The organism is Arthrobacter sp. UYEF3 (assembly GCF_040546245.1).
Lineage (GTDB): Bacteria > Actinomycetota > Actinomycetes > Actinomycetales > Micrococcaceae > Arthrobacter.
On sequence record NZ_JBEPNK010000006.1, the window covers coordinates 169391 to 187352 of the forward strand.

The 17962-nt window shown below is 68.3% G+C and carries 18 protein-coding genes; 7 read left to right on the forward strand and 11 right to left on the reverse strand.

Features of this window, described 5'->3' with window-relative positions; translation table 11 throughout:
• Positions 1 to 14: 14 nt before the first annotated feature.
• Both ABIB14_RS06655 and purD read right to left on the reverse strand, forming a co-directional pair.
• Positions 15 to 962, reverse strand: a complete 948-nt coding sequence (locus ABIB14_RS06655) for a phosphoribosylaminoimidazolesuccinocarboxamide synthase (protein WP_354235076.1) — start codon at positions 960 to 962, stop codon at positions 15 to 17.
• A 2-nt stretch (positions 963 to 964) separates the two neighbouring features.
• Positions 965 to 2278 carry a phosphoribosylamine--glycine ligase gene (gene purD, locus ABIB14_RS06660; RefSeq protein WP_354235078.1) on the reverse strand — a complete coding sequence of 438 codons (1314 nt, stop codon included), beginning with the start codon at positions 2276 to 2278 and terminating at the stop codon, positions 965 to 967.
• A gap of 286 nt (positions 2279 to 2564) precedes the next feature.
• Between purD and ABIB14_RS06665 the strand changes: the two genes are divergently transcribed.
• Genes ABIB14_RS06665 through ABIB14_RS06675 form a run of 3 tightly spaced genes read left to right on the forward strand, consistent with a single transcriptional unit; the run spans position 2565 to position 5618 of the window.
• Positions 2565 to 4148, forward strand: coding sequence for a molybdopterin-dependent oxidoreductase (locus tag ABIB14_RS06665; protein WP_354235130.1), 1584 nt, complete (start codon positions 2565 to 2567; stop codon positions 4146 to 4148).
• Positions 4149 to 4184: 36 nt separating this feature from the next.
• Complete coding sequence (locus ABIB14_RS06670; protein ID WP_354235080.1) at positions 4185 to 5201, forward strand: asparaginase; 1017 nt, start codon at positions 4185 to 4187, stop codon at positions 5199 to 5201.
• Between the two features lie 3 nt (positions 5202 to 5204).
• Positions 5205 to 5618, forward strand: coding sequence for a sterol carrier family protein (locus ABIB14_RS06675; protein ID WP_354235082.1), 414 nt, complete (start codon positions 5205 to 5207; stop codon positions 5616 to 5618).
• 32 nt (positions 5619 to 5650) lie between these two features.
• Here ABIB14_RS06675 and ABIB14_RS06680 read toward each other — a convergent pair whose 3' ends face one another.
• Positions 5651 to 6412, reverse strand: a complete 762-nt coding sequence (locus tag ABIB14_RS06680; protein ID WP_354235084.1) for an SDR family oxidoreductase — start codon at positions 6410 to 6412, stop codon at positions 5651 to 5653.
• Positions 6413 to 6556: 144 nt separating this feature from the next.
• On the opposite strand from ABIB14_RS06680, the gene ABIB14_RS06685 reads away from it, so the two are divergent.
• Complete coding sequence (locus ABIB14_RS06685; protein WP_354235086.1) at positions 6557 to 7477, forward strand: CHAD domain-containing protein; 921 nt, start codon at positions 6557 to 6559, stop codon at positions 7475 to 7477.
• A gap of 52 nt (positions 7478 to 7529) precedes the next feature.
• Here the strand turns inward: ABIB14_RS06685 and ABIB14_RS06690 are convergent, their stop codons facing one another.
• The 3 genes from ABIB14_RS06690 to ABIB14_RS06700 form a co-directional block, all read right to left on the reverse strand.
• Positions 7530 to 8243: an HAD family hydrolase gene (locus ABIB14_RS06690; protein WP_354235088.1), complete on the reverse strand. Its 714-nt coding sequence runs from the start codon at positions 8241 to 8243 to the stop codon at positions 7530 to 7532.
• Entirely contained in the window at positions 8230 to 8532 is a 303-nt protein-coding gene (locus ABIB14_RS06695) for a YegP family protein (protein ID WP_354235090.1), read from the reverse strand. Before ABIB14_RS06695 ends, ABIB14_RS06690 begins: the two co-directional genes overlap by 14 nt.
• 115 nt (positions 8533 to 8647) lie before the next feature.
• Entirely contained in the window at positions 8648 to 10408 is a 1761-nt protein-coding gene (locus ABIB14_RS06700; RefSeq protein WP_354235092.1) for a glycoside hydrolase family 15 protein, read from the reverse strand.
• A gap of 173 nt (positions 10409 to 10581) precedes the next feature.
• Between ABIB14_RS06700 and ABIB14_RS06705 the strand changes: the two genes are divergently transcribed.
• Positions 10582 to 11664: an App1 family protein phosphatidate phosphatase gene (locus tag ABIB14_RS06705; RefSeq protein WP_354235094.1), complete on the forward strand. Its 1083-nt coding sequence runs from the start codon at positions 10582 to 10584 to the stop codon at positions 11662 to 11664.
• On the opposite strand, the gene ABIB14_RS06710 is transcribed toward ABIB14_RS06705, so the two are convergent.
• Positions 11661 to 13232 carry a glycoside hydrolase family 1 protein gene (locus tag ABIB14_RS06710; RefSeq protein ID WP_354235095.1) on the reverse strand — a complete coding sequence of 524 codons (1572 nt, stop codon included), beginning with the start codon at positions 13230 to 13232 and terminating at the stop codon, positions 11661 to 11663. The genes ABIB14_RS06705 and ABIB14_RS06710 overlap by 4 nt on opposite strands.
• A 77-nt stretch (positions 13233 to 13309) precedes the next feature.
• A complete protein-coding gene (locus ABIB14_RS06715) occupies positions 13310 to 13699 on the reverse strand; it encodes a hypothetical protein (RefSeq protein ID WP_354235097.1) in 390 nt (129 codons plus the stop codon).
• A 334-nt stretch (positions 13700 to 14033) separates the two neighbouring features.
• Between ABIB14_RS06715 and ABIB14_RS06720 the strand changes: the two genes are divergently transcribed.
• Positions 14034 to 14321, forward strand: a complete 288-nt coding sequence (locus ABIB14_RS06720) for a MerR family transcriptional regulator (RefSeq protein WP_354235098.1) — start codon at positions 14034 to 14036, stop codon at positions 14319 to 14321.
• A gap of 49 nt (positions 14322 to 14370) precedes the next feature.
• On the opposite strand, the gene ABIB14_RS06725 is transcribed toward ABIB14_RS06720, so the two are convergent.
• Positions 14371 to 15153, reverse strand: a complete 783-nt coding sequence (locus tag ABIB14_RS06725) for a phosphatase PAP2 family protein (RefSeq protein ID WP_354235101.1) — start codon at positions 15151 to 15153, stop codon at positions 14371 to 14373.
• A 224-nt stretch (positions 15154 to 15377) separates the two neighbouring features.
• Between ABIB14_RS06725 and ABIB14_RS06730 the strand changes: the two genes are divergently transcribed.
• Positions 15378 to 15587, forward strand: a complete 210-nt coding sequence (locus tag ABIB14_RS06730) for a hypothetical protein (protein WP_354235103.1) — start codon at positions 15378 to 15380, stop codon at positions 15585 to 15587.
• Positions 15588 to 15696: 109 nt separating this feature from the next.
• Here ABIB14_RS06730 and manD read toward each other — a convergent pair whose 3' ends face one another.
• Complete coding sequence (gene manD / locus ABIB14_RS06735; protein ID WP_354235105.1) at positions 15697 to 16926, reverse strand: D-mannonate dehydratase ManD; 1230 nt, start codon at positions 16924 to 16926, stop codon at positions 15697 to 15699.
• A gap of 52 nt (positions 16927 to 16978) precedes the next feature.
• Positions 16979 to 17962, reverse strand: a complete 984-nt coding sequence (locus ABIB14_RS06740) for a sugar kinase (RefSeq protein ID WP_354235131.1) — start codon at positions 17960 to 17962, stop codon at positions 16979 to 16981.

A 17962-nucleotide genomic window follows, 5' to 3' on the forward strand; every position in this document is an offset into this window, starting at 1 on the left:
CGGCGCAGGGCCCGCTAGGCGAAGGTGCGCCCGGTGAGTAACTCGAACGCTTCGACGTAGCGGCTGCGGGTGCGGGCGACGACGTCGGCCGGTAACGCCGGGGGCTTCGCGTCGGAGGACTTGTCCCAACCCGATTCCGCGGAGGTCAGCCAGTCACGGACGAACTGCTTGTCGTAGGACGGCTGCGCCTGGCCGGGCTGGTAGGTGGCGGCGTCCCAGAAGCGCGAGGAGTCCGGCGTGAGGACTTCGTCGCCGAGGGTGATGACGCCGGTTGCGGGATCGAGGCCGAACTCCACCTTGGTGTCGGCCAGGATAATTCCGCGGCCGCGGGCAATTTCCTCGGCCTTGGTGTAGATTTCCAGGGTCAGTTCGCGTAGCCGGCCGGCACTTTCCTCGCCGACCAGCCCGACGACGGCGCCGTAGGTAATGTTCTCGTCGTGCTCCCCCACTTCAGCCTTTGCCGAGGGAGTGAAGATGGCCTGGTCGAGTCTGGACCCGTCCACTAGCCCCGGCGGCAGTGGAATGCCGCACACCGTGCCCGACTCCCGGTATTCGGCCAGTCCTGAGCCGGTCAGGTAGCCGCGGGCGATGCATTCCACCGGGAACATCTCAAGTTTCTTGCAGATCATGGCGCGGCCCTGGACCGCGGCGGGAACGCCGCCGTCGACCGTGGCCGCGAGGACGTGGTGCTGCACGCCCAGCTGTTCAAACCACCACAGGCTCAGCTGGGTGAGGATACGGCCCTTGTCCGGGATCTCGCTCGCCAGGACGTGGTCGTAGGCGCTGATCCGGTCGCTGGCCACCACCAGGACGCACTCGTGGCCGATGCGTTCCGTGATCGCGGCGTCCGCCGGGATATACAGGTCGCGGACCTTGCCGGAGTAGACGTGTTTCCAGCCCGGGAGGTCCAGTGTTTCGGTGTCCAGGCCGCCGGCGGGCAGTGCGGATTCGCTTGCGTTCACGGTCAGGCCTTCGCTTTCGCGCCGGCAGCGGCTGTGCCGGGCGCCGTCACCTTGATTTCGCCGCGGGAGGCCTTGCCGCCGATGTCGGTGCGGAACTGGGCGCCGTCGAACCGGACCAGTTCGACGCCGTCGTACGCCCGTTCGCGGGCCTCCACGAGGTCGGTGCCGAGCGCCACCACGGCCAGGACGCGGCCGCCCGCGGAGACGACCTTGCCGTTCTCGTCGAGCCTGGTACCGGCATGGATCACGTGCACGCCCTCGATCGCTTCGGCCTTCTTGAGGCCGCGGATCCGGTCCCCCGTGCGGGGTGTGCCCGGATAGTTTTCGGCGGCGACGACGACGGCGACCGCGGACTCCTTGGACCAGCGCAGCGGCTGGACCTTGTCCAGTGTGCCCTTCGCGGCGGCCATCAGCAGGCCGCCCAGGGGTGTCTTGAGCCGGGCCAGGACGGCCTGGGTCTCAGGGTCGCCGAAGCGGACGTTGAACTCGATGACGCGGGTGCCGCGGGAGGTCAGGGCGAGGCCGACGAAGAGCACGCCGACGAACGGGGTGCCGCGGTGGGCCATCTGGTTGACGGTGGGTTGCGCGACCCGGTCGATGACCTCCTGGACTAGGCCTTCGGGGGCCCAGTCCAGCGGGGTGTAGGCGCCCATGCCGCCGGTGTTGGGGCCCTCGTCGTTGTCGAAGATGCGCTTGAAATCCTGGGCCGGGGACAGCGCCACGGTGCTGCTGCCGTCGCACAGGACGAACACGGAGACCTCCGGGCCGTCGAGGAACTCCTCGATCACTACGGTGCCGCCGGCGTCGAAGCAGCTCTGGGCGTGCGCCAGCGCCTCGTCCCGGTTGTGGGTGACGACGACGCCCTTGCCGGCGGCCAGCCCGTCATCCTTAACTACGTAGGGGGCGCCGAAGGTATCGAGGGCGTCCGCTGCCTCCTCGGCGTTGGACGCCACGCGCGCCATCGCCGTGGGCACTCCGGCCTCGGCCATCACTTCCTTGGCGAAGGCCTTGGAGGCCTCCAGCTGCGCGGCGGCTTTGCTGGGCCCGAACACCGGGATCCCGGCGTCGCGGACAGCGTCCGACACTCCGGCGGCAAGCGGAGCTTCAGGTCCCACCACCACGAGATCGACGGCGAGCCTGGTCGCCAAGGCGGCGACGGCGTCGGGGTCGTTCGCGTCGAGGGGGTAGCTGGGGACCAGCTTGGCGATGCCGGCGTTGCCCGGGGCCGCGTGGACCTCGGAAACATTCGGGTCGGCGAGCAGGGAGCGGACAATGGCGTGTTCGCGGCCGCCGGGGCCGATGACAAGTACCTTCACAATTCCCAAGGGTACTTTGTGTACCCGGCAGGCTCCTAAGCTGAGACCACCCGCGGGACTTGCCCGGTCCTCGCCGCAGGTCTCGCCCACTCCCCACCGGACATGCCCGGTCCTCGCCGCAGCCACTGGACATCATGCCCACATGCCCATCCCAGCCACCCAGGGGAGAGCATGTCCACCGCGAAGCCCACCCGAAGCGCCAGGCAAACCACCGGACAATCCCGGGACCCCGCCGCTCCGAACACTCTGTATGAAGACGTTAAGCACCCCGAAGCCCGGCAACACCATGCAGCCCAGGAAGCTGTCCGCGCTGCGGTCAGCTTCCACGGCCCTTGCCGCGCTGGCCGGGGTGGTTTCGGCCGCCGTCGTGCTGGCCGTTGCGGAGTTGGTGGGCGCCTTCTTCACGGCCCGCGCGACACCGCTGATTGCCCTGGGCTCGACCTTCATCGACTTCACCCCGCCCTGGATGAAGGACTTCGCCGTCGCCACCTTCGGCACGAATGACAAGGCAGCCCTGTTCGTAGGAATGGCCGTGACCATCCTGCTCCTGGCCTGTGTGCTGGGCATCGTCGCCTACCGAAAGTGGGCTCTGGGCGTGGCAGGGGTATTGCTGATGGGGACGGTGATCGTGGTCAGCGTGGTGACTCGGGCCGGCGTGAAACCGTTGGATGCCATCCCCTCGCTGATCGGCACCGCGGCCGGCCTCATCGTGCTCCGACTCCTGACCACCAGGCTGTGGCGGATGCGGAAATGGCCGGAGGTTGCGTCGGACCGAGGAGCCGAAGAGCCGGACCGCCCCGCCGCATCCCGCCGCTCCTTCTTCGCCGCCGCCGGCATCACCGCGGCCGCAGCGGCAGTCGCGGCCACCGGCGGACGGCTCCTGAGCGCCGCCCGCAGCAACGTGGCACAGGCACGCGACGCCCTGAAACTGCCGGCCCCGGCTAAGGCCGCCGCACCGGTGCCCGCCGGCGTCCAGTCCAAGGCTGCCGGCGTCACCCCCTGGCTGACGCCGAACAAGGACTTCTACCGGATCGACACAGCCCTCAGCGTGCCGGAAATCAACGCCCAGGACTGGGAACTGCGGGTCCACGGCCTGGTCGAGCAGGAAGTGCGGCTCAGCTTCCAGGACTTGCTCGACGCGAAACTGATCGAATCGCACGTCTCCCTGACCTGCGTCTCCAACCCCGTCGGCGGCAACCTGGCCGGCAACGCCAAATGGCTGGGCATGCCCATCCGTGACGTACTCAAGATGGCCCGGCCGAAACAGGGCGCGGACATGGTGCTCTCCACCTCCGTCGACGGCTTCAGCGCCTCCACGCCACTGGAAGTCCTCCAGGACGACCGCGACGCCATGCTCGCAATTGGCATGAACGGCGAAGCACTGCCACTTGAACACGGTTACCCGGTGCGGATGGTGGTTCCCGGCCTGTACGGCTTCGTGTCCGCCACCAAATGGGTGGTTGACCTGGAAGTCACCCGGTTCGCGGACAACAAGGCCTACTGGACCCAGCGCGGCTGGTCCGAGCGCGGCCCGATCAAGACCATGGCCCGGGTGGAAGTCCCCAAGTCGTTCGCCAGGGTTCCGGCCGGCCGAGTCGCGATCGGCGGCACTGCCTGGGCACAAACCCGCGGCATCACCAAGGTGGAAGTCCAGATCGACAACGGCCCCTGGACCGCGGCAGTGCTCTCTGCCGAGGCCTCGGTGGTGACCTGGCGACAGTGGTCCTTCGACTGGGAGGCTACCCCGGGACCGCACTACATCAAGGTCCGCGCTACGGACGGCACCGGCGAGGTCCAGACGGAGAAGCGCGCCGACCCGGTGCCCGACGGCGCCTCGGGCTGGCAGTCGGTGATGGTCACCGTGGAGTAACCGGGCTGAACCGGCAATGCACCCTAGACTTGCTGCATGCCCTTGAACCCGCATGCCACCTTCACCGTTGAGTCCGCCGTCGAGCTGGCAGTCGTTGAACGCAGCGGCTTCGTCGAGTCCCGGCACATCGGCTCCGCCGTCGTCCTTTCCGCGGACGGCAACGTCGTCACTGAACTCGGAGACATCACCACCCCCATCTTCGCGCGCTCCACGCTCAAGCCGTTGCAGGCCCTCGCCTCGATGCAGTCCGGCGTTGCGTTGCGCGGCGCGCAGGTGGCGATAGCCTGCGGCAGCCATGTCGGTTCCCTCGACCACATGGACGTGGTGGAGGGAATGCTCAAGGCCGCAGGTGTCAAGGAAGACCAGCTGCAGTGCCCTGCGGCCTGGCCCGAGGACGAGACGGCCCGGACCTGGCTGGTCCAGACCGAACGCGGAAAATCCCGGCTGGCCTTCAACTGCTCGGGAAAGCATGCGGCGTTTCTCTGGGCCTGCACGGAAAACGGCTGGGACACGCACAGCTACCTCGAGCCCAACCATCCCCTGCAGCAGCGCATCCGCTCCGTGATCGAGGAATATTGCGGCGAACGGATCGCTCACCTCGGCATCGACGGCTGCGGCGCCCCCGTGGCCGCCGTGTCCCTCACCGGCCTGGCCCGCGCCTTCTCCCGGCTGGCCAAGGCTCCGGGCGACAACAACTCCAACGCCCGGGCCGCCACGATCTCCACCTCCATGCTTGACTATCCGTGGGCCGTGCAGGGCCGGGGGCAGGCTAACACGATTGTGATGGACGAGCTCGGCATCATCGCCAAGATCGGCGCCGAGGGGGTGCTGGTGATGGCCACCCCGCAGGGCGTCTCGGTGGCCATCAAGATCCTCGACGGCAACATCCGCGCCACGACGCTGGTGGGCCTGACCCTGCTCGCCGCCGCGGGGGCCGTGGAGATCCCGGAGGTCTCCAGCGTGCTGGAAAAGGTGGTCGACCCGGTGCTGGGCGGCGGCCGCCCGGTCGGCAAGATCCGCCTCGGCCACGCCGTCTCGGCACTGCTGGACTAGGCCGTGGCAGTTTCACGGCGCCGGATCCCGCTGGACGAGGGCCGCGCGGCGATGGCCGCCTGGCGGGACGCCGCCGCCTGGGACGCGACCGACCCGGCACCGGACGTCGCAGCGCCGGACGCCGCAGTCCCGGTGTCCCGCACTACGCTCGCGACGGCGGTGCGTTACTCCCTCGAGGAGGTCACCGCCCGGGCTCCCGGCAATTCGGTGGAGGTCCGAGTCCCGCCGTTCGGGGTCACGCAGTGCGTCGAGGGCCCGCGACACACCCGCGGCACTCCGCCGAACGTGATCGAGTGCGACGCCGGCACCTGGCTCGCGATGGTCACCGGCAGGCTCAGCTGGGCGGATGCGGTCGATGCCGGCCGGGTGGCCGCCTCCGGGCTGCGTGCTGACCTGTCCGGGCTGCTGCCGCTCTAGCGGCGGCACCTGTCACCCGGGCAGCAGACTTTTTAGCCGCGGCCGATGAACGGCATCCCGGCGGCCGTGATCACCAGCGATCCGACACTCGCGGAGGCGGGCATGCCGGCCATCAGCAGCACGGCGCGGGCCGCGTCCTCGACCGGAAACGTCGGTTCCACCCGGCGGCTGCCGTCGGCCTGCAACGCTCCGTCACTCACGCCGAGCTCTTCCATTAGAACCGTCGCGGTGTTGCCGATGTCGATTTGCCCGCAGCTGATCCCGAAGCCGCGTCCGTCGAGGTCGATGCTCTTGGTCAGGCCGGTGATGGCGTGCTTGGTGACCGTGTACGCGACGGTGCGCGGCCGTGGTGAGTGCGCTGCGATGGACCCGTTGTTGATAATCCGGCCGCCCTGCGGGGACTGCGCCTTCATCGCCCGCACGGCGGCTGCGGCGCACAGCAGGGATCCGGTCAGATTTACCGCCACCGTGGCGTCCCAGTCCGCGACGCTGATCTCGTCCACCGAGCCGGCGGGGCCGACGACGCCGGCATTATTGAACAGCACGTCCACGCGGCCCCAGTGTTCGAGCACCACGGCGAAAAGCCGCTCGACGTCGTCGTCCCTGGTGACGTCGCAGGGGACCGCGAGCGCCTGCGCGTGGCCCGCCCCGGTTTCCAGCAGCGGCGCCTCCCGCCGGCCGGCCAGCACCACCCGGTAGCCTTCGGTCAGCATAAGCCGGGCCACCGCCCTCCCGATGCCGGAACCCGCTCCGGTGACGACGGCGACCGGGCCAAGGTGATGCTGGTGCGACATGTGGGGCTCCTGGTGTGACGGCTGGAATATGCTCCCGGCCAGCCTATGCCGGTACGACATGTCGAGGCAGTATTCGCCGCAAAACACGGCAAATTGCGTTCTCGCGGCACTGCTCAGGCTCGTTCCGACGACGTAGAGTGAAACGTGGCAACCACTGCGGGCCAGGTCTTGCTGGTCTATCTTGAGGAACAGATTTCCGAATTGCGCCGGCACGCGCCGGGAGTCCGGGCCCGGCGGCCTGCGGAGATCCATCACATGCGCGTCGCGTCGCGCCGCCTCCGCTCGCTGCTGGCTTCGGGCCGGCCGCTCTTCGATGACGGCGCCGTGGACCCGGTCCGCGCCGAACTGCGCTGGCTCTCCGAGATGCTCGGGGCGGCCCGCGACCCGGGGGTGGTCCACGACAGGCTGGCCTCGCTGCTCGCCCGGGAGCCCGAGTCGCTGCGCTTTGGCCCGGCCGCCGAGCGGATCGACGAGGAGCTCAACGCCCTGGCGGCCGCGGGGTTCGAAGCTGCCATCGAGGCGCTTGAGGGCGAGCGCTTCACAGATTTGCTGGCGGCCCTGGACAAGTTGTTCGCCGGCGCCCCGCTCTCGCCGAAAGCTGCAGGCGCCGCCGGCTCGACGATCCGCCAGCTCATGGCCGGGGACGAACGCCGGCTCCGGCGCACTGTGGCCGCCCTTCCTCTTCCGGCAGACGACGGCGGCGCCGCCAGGGACGCCGGCCTCCACGAGGTCCGGAAGGCCGCAAAGCGGCTGCGGTACTCCGCGGAGTTCGCGGAGTACGCCGTCTTATTTCCAAGGGGATCCGGGGCCGGACAGACGGCAGGCGGGAAGCAGCACCGGCGCGCCAAGAAAACGGCGGCGATGGCGGCCAAGATCCAGCAGCTCCTGGGCCGGCACCAGGACAGTGTCATGGCGCGGGCGCGGCTGGCCGAGCTGGGCGGCCGGGCGCTGCGCAGCGGGGAGAACGGCTTCAGCTACGGCCGGCTGCATGCCAGGGAGGAAAGCCTGGCTGCCGACGCCGAGCGGGCGTTCCTGAAGCTCTGGCGGAAACTCCCTTCGTCATGAGGCCGCGAGGTTGCGGGCGTCATAAACCGCAGCGGACGACGCCAGCGGGCAGTCAGTTGCTGCGGACGCGCGCGGCGAGCCTCCCGATGGCGCTGCCGCCGAGGCTGTTGAGCAGGGCGCGCGGGCTTTCATAGACTTCCGCGGCTCCGGCGTCGCGGAGTTCGGCTTCGCTGGTGCCGCCGCAGGTGAGGCCGATCGCCGGGATGTCCAGCGCGCCGGCGGCATAAATGTCCCAGACGGAATCGCCGACGTACACGGCGTTCCCGGCAGGAACGCCGACGGCCTTGAGGGCCGCGACAAGGATGTCCGGCGAGGGCTTGCTTTCCTTCGCATCGGCCGAGCTCGTGGCGGCGTGGATGTAGGCATCCGCGCCGATCGTGGTGCGGAGCATTCCAAGGTCGCGGTCCCGGGCCGAGGAGGCGAGCGCCACGGCCAGTCCGCTGTCGAAGCACTGCGCCAGCAGTTCCCGGGCGCCGTCGAGCCGGCGCAGGGACGGCCAGAAGGTGGAGAACACGGCCGCATGGGAGATCATGATGGTGTCGTCGGCGGCCGTGTCGCGGTCCCCCGGCAACAGTCGGTCGAGGATCTTGTCCCCGCCCATGCCCACCAAGCGGTGGATGCTCGCCATCGGCACGTCATGGCCGGCCTGCCGGAAAGCCTGCCACCACGCGAGGGTATGGATGTAGGAAGAATCGACCAGCGTCCCGTCGACGTCGAAGAGGACAGCGGCCCGGTGCTGCACTGCCACAGGTTCAGATGTGGGCACGGGTCCGCTTCACCGCCGCCAGGGTGCCTCCGGTGAGTGACGAGCCTCGCCCCGCCCCGCCGCTGCTCCTCCGTCTGGCCAGCGAGGACATGACCGCGGACTGGCTGTCGCCGCTGCGGTCTCGAATCAGGCCCGTTCCGGCGATTTCGCGGGTCTGGGCAATGCCTGCAACGGCCGCCCGCTTTGTCGGGAAGGTTACCGAGATGGCTATCAGGGCACCGGCACCGTCCATCATCCGGATCCGGTACCCGCCGTCGGGCGCATCCACGAGCTCGAAATAGCCAGCCATCGCATACTCCTTAATTTTGCCCCATGCGGGGTATTAGTAAGTATACTTATCTAAGCCTTGGACAAAAGTCCGGCCCGGCGCGGACGCGTCCGGCGGCTTGCCGGTGCGCGACCTACTAGCCGTCCGCCTCCAGTTTGAGCGCGCTGTGCACGAGGGCGAAGTGGCTGAACGCCTGGGGCGTGTTCCCCAGTTGCCGCGCCTCGGCGACCCCCCACTCCTCGCTAAGGAGCCCGACGTCGTTGCGCAGCGCCAGCAACCGTTCGAACAACTCCCTGGCTTCCCGACGGCGGCCCGCTCCGAACAGCGCGTCCACGAGCCAGAAGGAACACGCGAGGAAGACGCCCTCTCCGCCCCGGACCCCGTCGTCGCTTTGCTCCTGCCGGTAACGCAGCAGGAAGCCGTCCCGGGTGAGTTCCCGCTGCACAGCGTCGATGGTGCCGATGACCCGCGGGTCATCCGGGGCCAGGAAGCCCACGCGCGGGATGAGCAGCAGACTGGCGTCGAGTTCGGGCCGGCCGTAGGACTGCACGAAAGTGTTGCGTTCGACGTCGAACCCGTTGGCCATAACGTCCGCGTGGATCTTGTCGCGGAGGGCTTCCCACCGGTCCGCCGGGCCGGGGAGGCCGAAGTCCCGGACACCCTTGACCATCCGGTCCGCGGCCACCCAGGCCATCACCTTGGAGTGGGTGAAATGGCGGCGCGGGCCGCGCATTTCCCACAAACCGTTGTCCGGGCTGTCCCAGGCGGTCTCCAGATGTTCCATCAGTGCCACCTGGACGTCCCAGGAGTCGTCCTTTCGCCGGAGCAGCGAGGTCCGGGTCAAGGCCAGGCCGTCCAGCACCTCGCCCCAGACGTCGAGTTGCAACTGCCCGGCCGCGCCATTGCCGATCCGCACGGGCGTCGAACCCTCATAGCCGGCCAGCCAGTCGAGGGTCATCTCCGGAAGCCGGCGCTCACCGTGCAGTCCGTACATGATCTGCAGGTCGGCGGGGTCCCCGGCCACGGCTCGCAGCAGCCAGTGACGCCACGCCGCGGCCTCCTCCGAATAGCCCGAGGCGAGCAAGGCCTGCAGTGTCAGCGTCGCGTCCCGGAGCCAGCAATAACGGTAGTCCCAGTTTCGTTCCCCGCCGAGTTCCTCGGGCAGCGAGGTGGTGACCGCGGCGACTAAGCCGCCGGTGGGGGCATACGTCAGGGCTTTGAGGGTGATCAGCGAGCGCATTACGGCGTCGCGGTACGGGCCGGACGCCGTGCATTTGGCCGACCACTGCCGCCAGAACGATTCGGTCGCCGTGAGGACAACCTCGGGGTCCACGGCGCGGGGCCGCCCAAGGTGGCTGGGGGCCCACGTCAGCACAAACGGGATGCGCTGTCCGGCCGTAACCGTGAAATCGCTGGAGGTCTGCATGTGTTCGCCGCGCAGCGGCACGTCGGTGACCAGGTAAGCGGCGTCGGGGCCGGCCACGGCGTGGATCCCGTGGTTGTCGTGGCGGACCCAGGGAACGATGTGCCCGTAGTCGAACCGCAGCCCCAGTTCACCGCGCATCCGTACCGCCCCGCGGACCCCCACCACGATCCGCACAATGTCCGCCGCGCCGTCGCGGGGGGACATAAAATCGATGACGGTGACCGCGCCGTCGGGGGTTTCCCAGTCCGTTTCAAGGATGAGGCTGTCCTCGCGGTAGCGCCGCCGGGTGCATTCGCCGCCGGCCTCGGGCGCCAGCAGCCAACGGCCCGCCTCCGGGCCGCCCAGCAGGGCGCTGAAGCAGGCCGGTGAGTCGAACCGGGGAAGGCAGAGCCAGTCGATGGAACCTTCGGTGCTGATCAAGGCGGCGGTGTGCAGGTCGCCGACTATTGCGTAATCCTCGATGCGAGCCATGGGTCCTACAGTGCCACAAAACAGCGGCCCGCACGACGCCGGCCGGCGACGGCGCCCCGAGTGGCGGCGGCAACATCCTGCGCACCGCCACCACGCCGCGCGAGCTGCCGGGCGACGCCCTGACCTGCTGACGCAATCGCCGGCCGGCCACGGCGCTGTGGGAGAGTGGGGCTATGGAATTGGTGTCGCAGGAACCATCGCAGGAACCACCGCAGGACACGAAGGTCACGGGCAGCCACGCCTTCCGGCTGGCCCACCTGGTCTCCGACACGGTCAATCGCCTGCGTCTGAAGGCAGCCCGGCGTTGGAAGTTCGGCCCGCAAACCATCGCCTATCAGGGCTACGGCTCCACCGAGCGGGTCCGCGTGCTGGGTCGCGTGCTGCTCACGAGCAGGCCGGTTCCCGGCAGCCGGACGGAGCAGGCGGCCCAGAACGGGAACCAGAACGTCCGCGGCTGGCGCGCCTTCACATCCGTGCCGATCCCGTTCGTGGAGGTGGACATCGAGATCGGCGGCACCACCACCCGCGTACACGCGGACCGGGGCGGCATCGTGGACACGGTGGTCCCGGTGTCCCTTACGCCCGGCTGGCACAGCGCGGTGCTGCGGGCCGAAGGCACCGAACCGGCCCAGGCGATGATCTACGTCATCAGCCCGGACACTACCCTCGGCATCGTCTCCGACATTGACGACACAATTATGGTCACGGCCCTCCCCCGGCCGTTCCTGGCTCTGTGGAACACCTTCGTGCTCAACGAACGGGCCAGGATGGCGACCCCCGGCATGGCCGTTCTGCTGGACCGGCTGCTGGTGGAACACCCCGACGCGCCGGTCATCTATCTGTCCACCGGGCCGTGGAACGCCGCCCCGACGCTGGCACGCTTCATCACGCGCAACATGTACCCGTCCGGAACCCTGCTCCTGACTGACTGGGGTCTCACCAACGACCGCTGGTTCCGAAGCGGGCAGGACCACAAACGCCGGAATCTGGAGCTGTTGGCGCGGGAGTTCCCCAACATGCGGTGGCTCCTGTTCGGCGACAATGGCCAGCATGACGAGGCCATCTATTCGCAGTTCTCCCGCCGGCACGGCGCCCGGGTGGCCGCGATCGGCATCCGCCAGCTCTCCGCCGGGGAGTCCGTGCTGGCCGGCGGCCATTCCGAGAGCGGCGATCACAGCGGCTCTACCGTCCCGTGGGTCTACTCGCCCGACGGCGCCGGCATGGCCAAGGGCCTGCAGGAGCTGGAAATCCTCTAGCCGCCGGCCGGGGTTTCGGTTCGGGCTGCCGTGCCGGCTTCGGCGGCGGGCGGTTCGACGCCGGTGCCCACCGCCGTGGCGCCGTCGGCCGCTGCACCAGCCGCCTCCGCAGCAGCTGGGGACTCGGGCCGGTTCCGGGCCGCGAGGAGTTCCCGCAGCCAGTGGTAGGAGGCCTTCGGCGTACGGACCATCGTGTCCCGGTCCACGTGCAGCAGGCCAAACTGCTGCTTATAGCCGGCAGACCATTCAAAGTTGTCCAGCAGCGACCACACGTAGTAGCCGCGCAAATCGATCGATGCGGCGGCGCCGCCGGGCGAGGTCGCCTCGATGGCGGCCTCGAGGTGCTCGGCAATGTACCGCACCCGGCGTTCATCCGGGACGATCAACTGGCCGTCGGCGTCGTGGATCTCGAGGTCCTCGAAGCTTGCGCCGCCTTCGGTGATGTAAACCGGCGGCAGTTCCGGGTAGCGTTCGGCCATCTCCGCGAGTGCAACAGCCATATAGTCCGGCTTAATCGGCCAGCCGTACGCCGTGGTCTCGGTGTCCGGGAAGCTCTGGATGTGGAACGGGGTTCCGGCTCCGCCTCCGATCAGGTCGTTTCCCATGGCCTCGGCCATGCCCTTGGGCACGGGGCCCTCGCCCGGCCCTGCGGCCACGCGGGTGGGCATGTAGTAATTCAGCCCATAGAAGTCCAAGGGCTGCGAGATCAGCTCCAGGTCTTCGCTGGACGGGCTGAATGCGGAGAAGAACGTGACGGCCCTGATCGCGTCCGGGTACTTGCCCAGCAGCACCGGGTCCGCGTAGATGCGGTTCTGCGCCATGTCCATGAGCCCCGCACTGACCTTGTCCAGCGGGTTGGCGGAGGCCGGAACCATCGGCGAATAGACGTTCGTGAGCCCGATTTCACCGGGCACCTTCGCGGCCCGCAACGCCTGCATCGCCAGGCCGTGGCCCAGCAGTTGGTGGTGGACGCTCGGGAGGGCATCGAGCATGTGGTCTTTCCCCGGGGAGTGGACGCCCAGCATGTAGCCGTTGACACTCACCGTGGCCGGTTCGTTGATGGTCACCCAGCGCGTCACCCGGTCCCCGTAGGCGGCGGCCGCGATGGCCGCGAATTCGCCCAGCCGGTAAGCGGTGTCCCGGTTCATCCAGCCGCCGGCCTCGTCCAGCTCCAGCGGCGTGTCCCAGTGGTAGAGGGTGGCCATCGGCGAGATTCCGTTGGCCAGCAGCAGGTCGATCAACCGGTCATAGAAGTCCAGGCCCTTGGGATTCACCGGGCCGCTTCCGCCGGGCTGGATGCGGGGCCAGGACAGCGAGAACCGGTACGAATCGATCCCCAGTTCCTTCATTAGCGCCACATCTTCGGGCATCCGGTGGTAGTGGTCGCAGGCGATGACAGGGGTGTGGTCATTGACGATCGAGCCAGGCGTTGCCGCAAAAACATCCCAGCCTGAGGGCCCGCGCCCGTCCTCGTCCAGCGCCCCCTCGATCTGGAAGGCAGCGGTGGCCACGCCCATGGTGAAGCCGGGCGGCAGCGTGGCGGCCAGATCGTGGGCGGAGGCGTTCATGTGGCGGATCCCCTATGCAGTTGCTGGTAGTTGGTCGATTTTAGGCCCCGGCGCGTGCCTGCGCCACAATGGGCGCTTCAGTACCTGGGCGCCTCCGGGCCGAAGAGGAACTCCTTGGCGTGGGCCACGGCCTTATGGAAGGCGTCGTTCCTCAGACTCGGGAGCTGATCCGCCTCGTCCGCCGAAGGTTCAAGGTAATCGGTGAAGCCGGGCCTGAGCACCCAGATGTCCCCCGCCGGCGGCAAGTAAAATACCCCAAACGAGCGGTGTTGCCTGTCCTCGTCTACCCAGATGGGCACCACCGCCAGCGCCGCGCCGGTATCCGCGTTGATCCACTGGGCCCGAGGAAGTGGCATTTCGTGCGCTTCCGGGTCAAGGAACGGTGCCGTTCCCTCGCCCCACCGCTCCTCGAACCGTTCGTGGAAGGCAGGCATCAGGTGCGAATCGTAACGCCGCCACGCGCTCATGGTTGCGCTCCCTTTCTTGTGCTGTTGTTGGGTTGCTTTGCACCCGGTATCGTCCTCCTGCCGGGCGTCCATCGGCGTGGTCGCAGGCCTTGCCGGGGTTCCAATACTTGCTGGGTCAACATGTCCAGTTCACGGAACGGGTCCGTACGCATCAGCACCATTTCCCCCTCCTTCGTACATGAGCGCTGAGTACCTTCTACCTGTGCAGTCCAGTCATTATCTGTGGTGGCAAATATAGATTTTTTATAGCACCAGTGCCACACTGATGCAAGAGAAAACGGGGGAGCCACCGGGGCGCATCGGGTCGGCCTGCAACGAACAGCTAAGGAGTACCGTGACGGAAGGCGGGCAGGAGTTGGGCCGCTACGCTATTTCCGTGGTGGCCCAGTTGGTCGGGACCGGGCAGCAGAACATCCGGCTCTACGAACGGAGGGGCCTGCTCACGCCGGACAGGACCGCCGGGGGAACCCGCCAGTACAGCAATGCCGATCTGGCGATACTGCGGCGGATCAGCGAACTCCTCGAGGATGGCCTGAATCTCGCCGGGGTGGCCAAGGTGCTGGAACTGGAGGCCGCCAACGCCGGGCTCCGCGCGGAGCTCAAACGACGCCAATCGCCCTAGCGGCGGGCCGTGCCGCCCCGCGGTGCCGACGGCGTCGAACGCCTGCCACTTACTCGGTGCCGGTTTCCTGCCTGGAAAGTTTGCCGGTAACCCCTTCTCCAGGAATCCGGGCGGTCCGCCAGGTGTCCAGCAATATCACGGCGCCCAGAATCACGAAGGAGAGGGACAGCGAGGCGAGGGCGTCGGTGGTCCAGTGGTAACCGAGGTAGAGCCGGCTCACGGCGGCGAAAAAGATCCCGACGCCCGCCAGCACGAAGCCAACGACGGCGGCCGTCGGGTTCTTGCGGCGTGAGAACACCAGGAACGTCGTGACCAGGAGGAAGTCACACGCACCGAGGACGTGCCCGGAGGGGAAGGAGAATGTGGAGTCCGCACCGAACAGCATGAGATCCACCGGCGGCCGCTGCCGGCCCACGGTCCGGCCGATGATTTGCGCCAGGATGACCCCGGTCAGCATGGCGCTGGCAAGCACTATTGGCCGCCAGGCGTGCCTGGCCAGGAGTCCCCAGGCAACGGTGACCACGAGGATGATGATCGGCAGCCCGATCGGCCCGAAGACGATGGCCAAGACGATCATGATGGTCGTCGCGGGCTCTCCCCGCAGCGCGACGAGCCCGGAGCGCACCGGCTCGTCGACTACGCTGATGCCGTCATGCTGAAGGACGCTGATCAGGATAAAGGTGAACAACACGGCGCCGATGACCATCAGCCCGACGCCGACCCGATAGAGATTCCTTCGCACATCCACACTCATGAAGCGCTCTTCGACCACGAACTTGTCGTGGAAGACACGCCACCAGCCGGATGATTTTCCTGATTGGTCGTGAGCCATTGCCCGGGTCCGCCTCTGCACAGTGGGTTGATATTTCCTCCGTGAAGATTACCGTGGTTCCGGCGCCGTTCGACCCGCAGTCCAGGGCGCCGGATCGACAAACCCTCATCCGAACGCAATTGATGGGCGTCCCCGCGCGTGGTGAGTTGACTCACATTTAAATCAGACATTACTCTCGAGGTAGCCGGGCGCGCCCCGGCAGCCCATTCCAGAAGGACAGTGCGATGACGATGGCAAGCGAGTGCATTGAGATCCGGGTAGACAGCCGCCGGCTGCTGGATGACCGGATCAACGACGCGGTCCTGGGACTGCAGCGCGTCGCCATGCTCACGGGCACCCACGGCATCTTGCTGACCCGGCACCAGCCCGGCCGCTACACCGCGGCACTCTCGGACCAGGTCCCCTTCGGGATGACCCGGGAACTCGTCCACTAGGCGGCCGCACCGCGGGCCCGGGCTGACACGCCCGGGCCTTAACAGGCCAGGTCCCGGGCTGCTGAGCTCTGACTCGCCGCCCGGGACCTTTTTTCGGTTCAGATGCCGTTCACCAGTCGTGGACCGTTCCGTCGACGAGGCGGTTGTAGGGCAGGTACGCCTGCTGGTACGGGTAGGCGGCGGCGGCTTCGGCGTTGAATTCGACGCCGATGCCGGGGGCCTCGCCCGGGTGCAGGTAGCCGTCCACGAACGTCATGGACTGCTCGAAGACCTCGTTGGTCGCGTCCGAGTGCTGCATGTATTCCTGGATCCCGTAGTTATGGATCGCCAGGCCCACGTGCAGCTGCGCGGCGAACCCGACCGGGGAAATATCCGTGGGCCCGTGGAAACCGGACTTCACCTGGTACTGCGCGGCGAAGTCCATCACCTTCTTCAGCGGCGAGATCCCGCCGAAGTGCGTGGACGCGGCCCGGACGTAATCGATCAGCTGCTCCTTGATCAGGGCCTGGAAGTCATACACGGTGTTGAAAATTTCACCGATCGCCAACGGCGTGGTGGTGTGGGACCGGACCAGGCGCAGCGCCTCCTGGTTCTCCGCCGGGGTGCAGTCCTCCAACCAGAACAAGTCATAGGGTTCCAGCGCCTTGCCCAGCTTCGCGGCCTGGATCGGCGTCATCCGGTGGTGCCCGTCATGGAGCAACGGAAGCTCCGGGCCGAACTCGTTCCGGACCGCCTCAAACACTGTCGGCAGGTGCCGCAGGTAGGCCCGGGTGTCCCAGTCCTCCTCCTGCGGAAACGCGCCGCGGCCGGCGGGCTCGTAGTCGTACCGCTCCCCCGAGGCCTGCGCCTGCGCCGCGACCCCGTACACGGCCTTGATACCCGGGATCGCGGTCTGGATCCGGATCGACTTGTAGCCCAGCTCCAGGTGCTCCCGGACCGAATCAAACAACGACTCCAGATCCGCGCCCGAGGCGTGCCCGTAGGCGCGCAGCCCGTTCCGGGACGCCCCGCCCAACAGCTGGTACACCGGCATCCCGGCCAGCTTCCCCTTGATGTCCCACAGCGCCATATCTACCGCCGCGATCGCGGCCATCGTCACCGGACCCCGGCGCCAATAGGAGCTGCGGTACAGGAACTGCCAGGTGTCCTCGATCCGGTGCGGATCCTTCCCGATCAGCAACTGCGCGACGTGCTCCTTCAGGTACGCCGCGACGGCCAGTTCACGGCCGTTCAACGTGGCATCCCCGATACCGGTCACACCATCATCTGTGGTGATCCGGAGGGTCACGAAGTTCCGGGAGGGGCTGGTCACGAACACTTCCGCGGCAATAATTTTCACAGTCTGGTCCAGCTTTCTGCGTCGGTCGGATACGGGGTCGTGCGGGGGCTGCTTAGCGCTGGGTGCTTCCGTCCGGGGTTGCCGCCAGCAGCGCCAGTTCCGCGGCGCTGGGCAGGCCCTCGCAATCGCCCGATGTACTGACCGCGAAGGCGCCCGCGAGGGTGCCGCGCTGCAGTCGCGCGGCGACGTCGCCGCCGTCGAGCAGCGCGGAAAGGTAGCCGGCGGTGAACGCGTCTCCGGCTCCGACGGTGTCGATGCTGGTCACCCGAATGGCGGGGGCTTCCCAGCGGCCGGCGGCGGTGTGAACCCCGGCGCCCGCGGCGCCGCGCTTGACCACGACTTCCCGGACGCCGCGGTCCAGGAGATCGGCGGCCATCGCCAGTTCGGCGGCGTCCGTGCCTGCCCCCGGCTTCCCGGCGGCGGCGTCTGCCCCGGTGCCGGCAGCGACCAGTCCGAGTTCGTCGTCGGACGCGATCAGGACTACGGCGTGCCGGGCGAGCGGGGTGAGGACGGCGCGGGCCTCGTCGCGGGACCACAGCTTGCTGCGGTAATTGACGTCAAGGGACACCACCAGCCCCTCGGCTGCGCCGCGCGCGGCCGCGTATTCGACGGTCCGCCGGGCCTCCGGACTGAGGGCCGCGGTGATGCCGGTCAGGTGCAGGGCCCGGGGGCTGGCAGCGAAGGCCCGGTCCACGTCCTCGCGGCTGATCGTGGAGCCGGCGGACCCGGCCCGGTAGTAGTAGGCGCGGCTGATGTCCGCCGTGCGCCGTTCGAGGAACATCACCCCGGTGGCGCGCTGGGCGTCCACCCGGTGCTGCACCGCGATGCCCTCGCTCCGCAGCTGCCGCAGGATGAATTCACCGTGCGGGTCCGCGCCCACCACCCCCGCCCAGGCGACGCTGTGGCCCAGTCGGGCGACGCCGACGGCGACGTTGGACTCCGCCCCGGCCACGTGCATGCCGAGGCTGCCGCCGGCGGACAGCGGGCCCGCCGACCGGAGCGAGACCATCGATTCGCCCAGGGTCAGCAGGTCCAC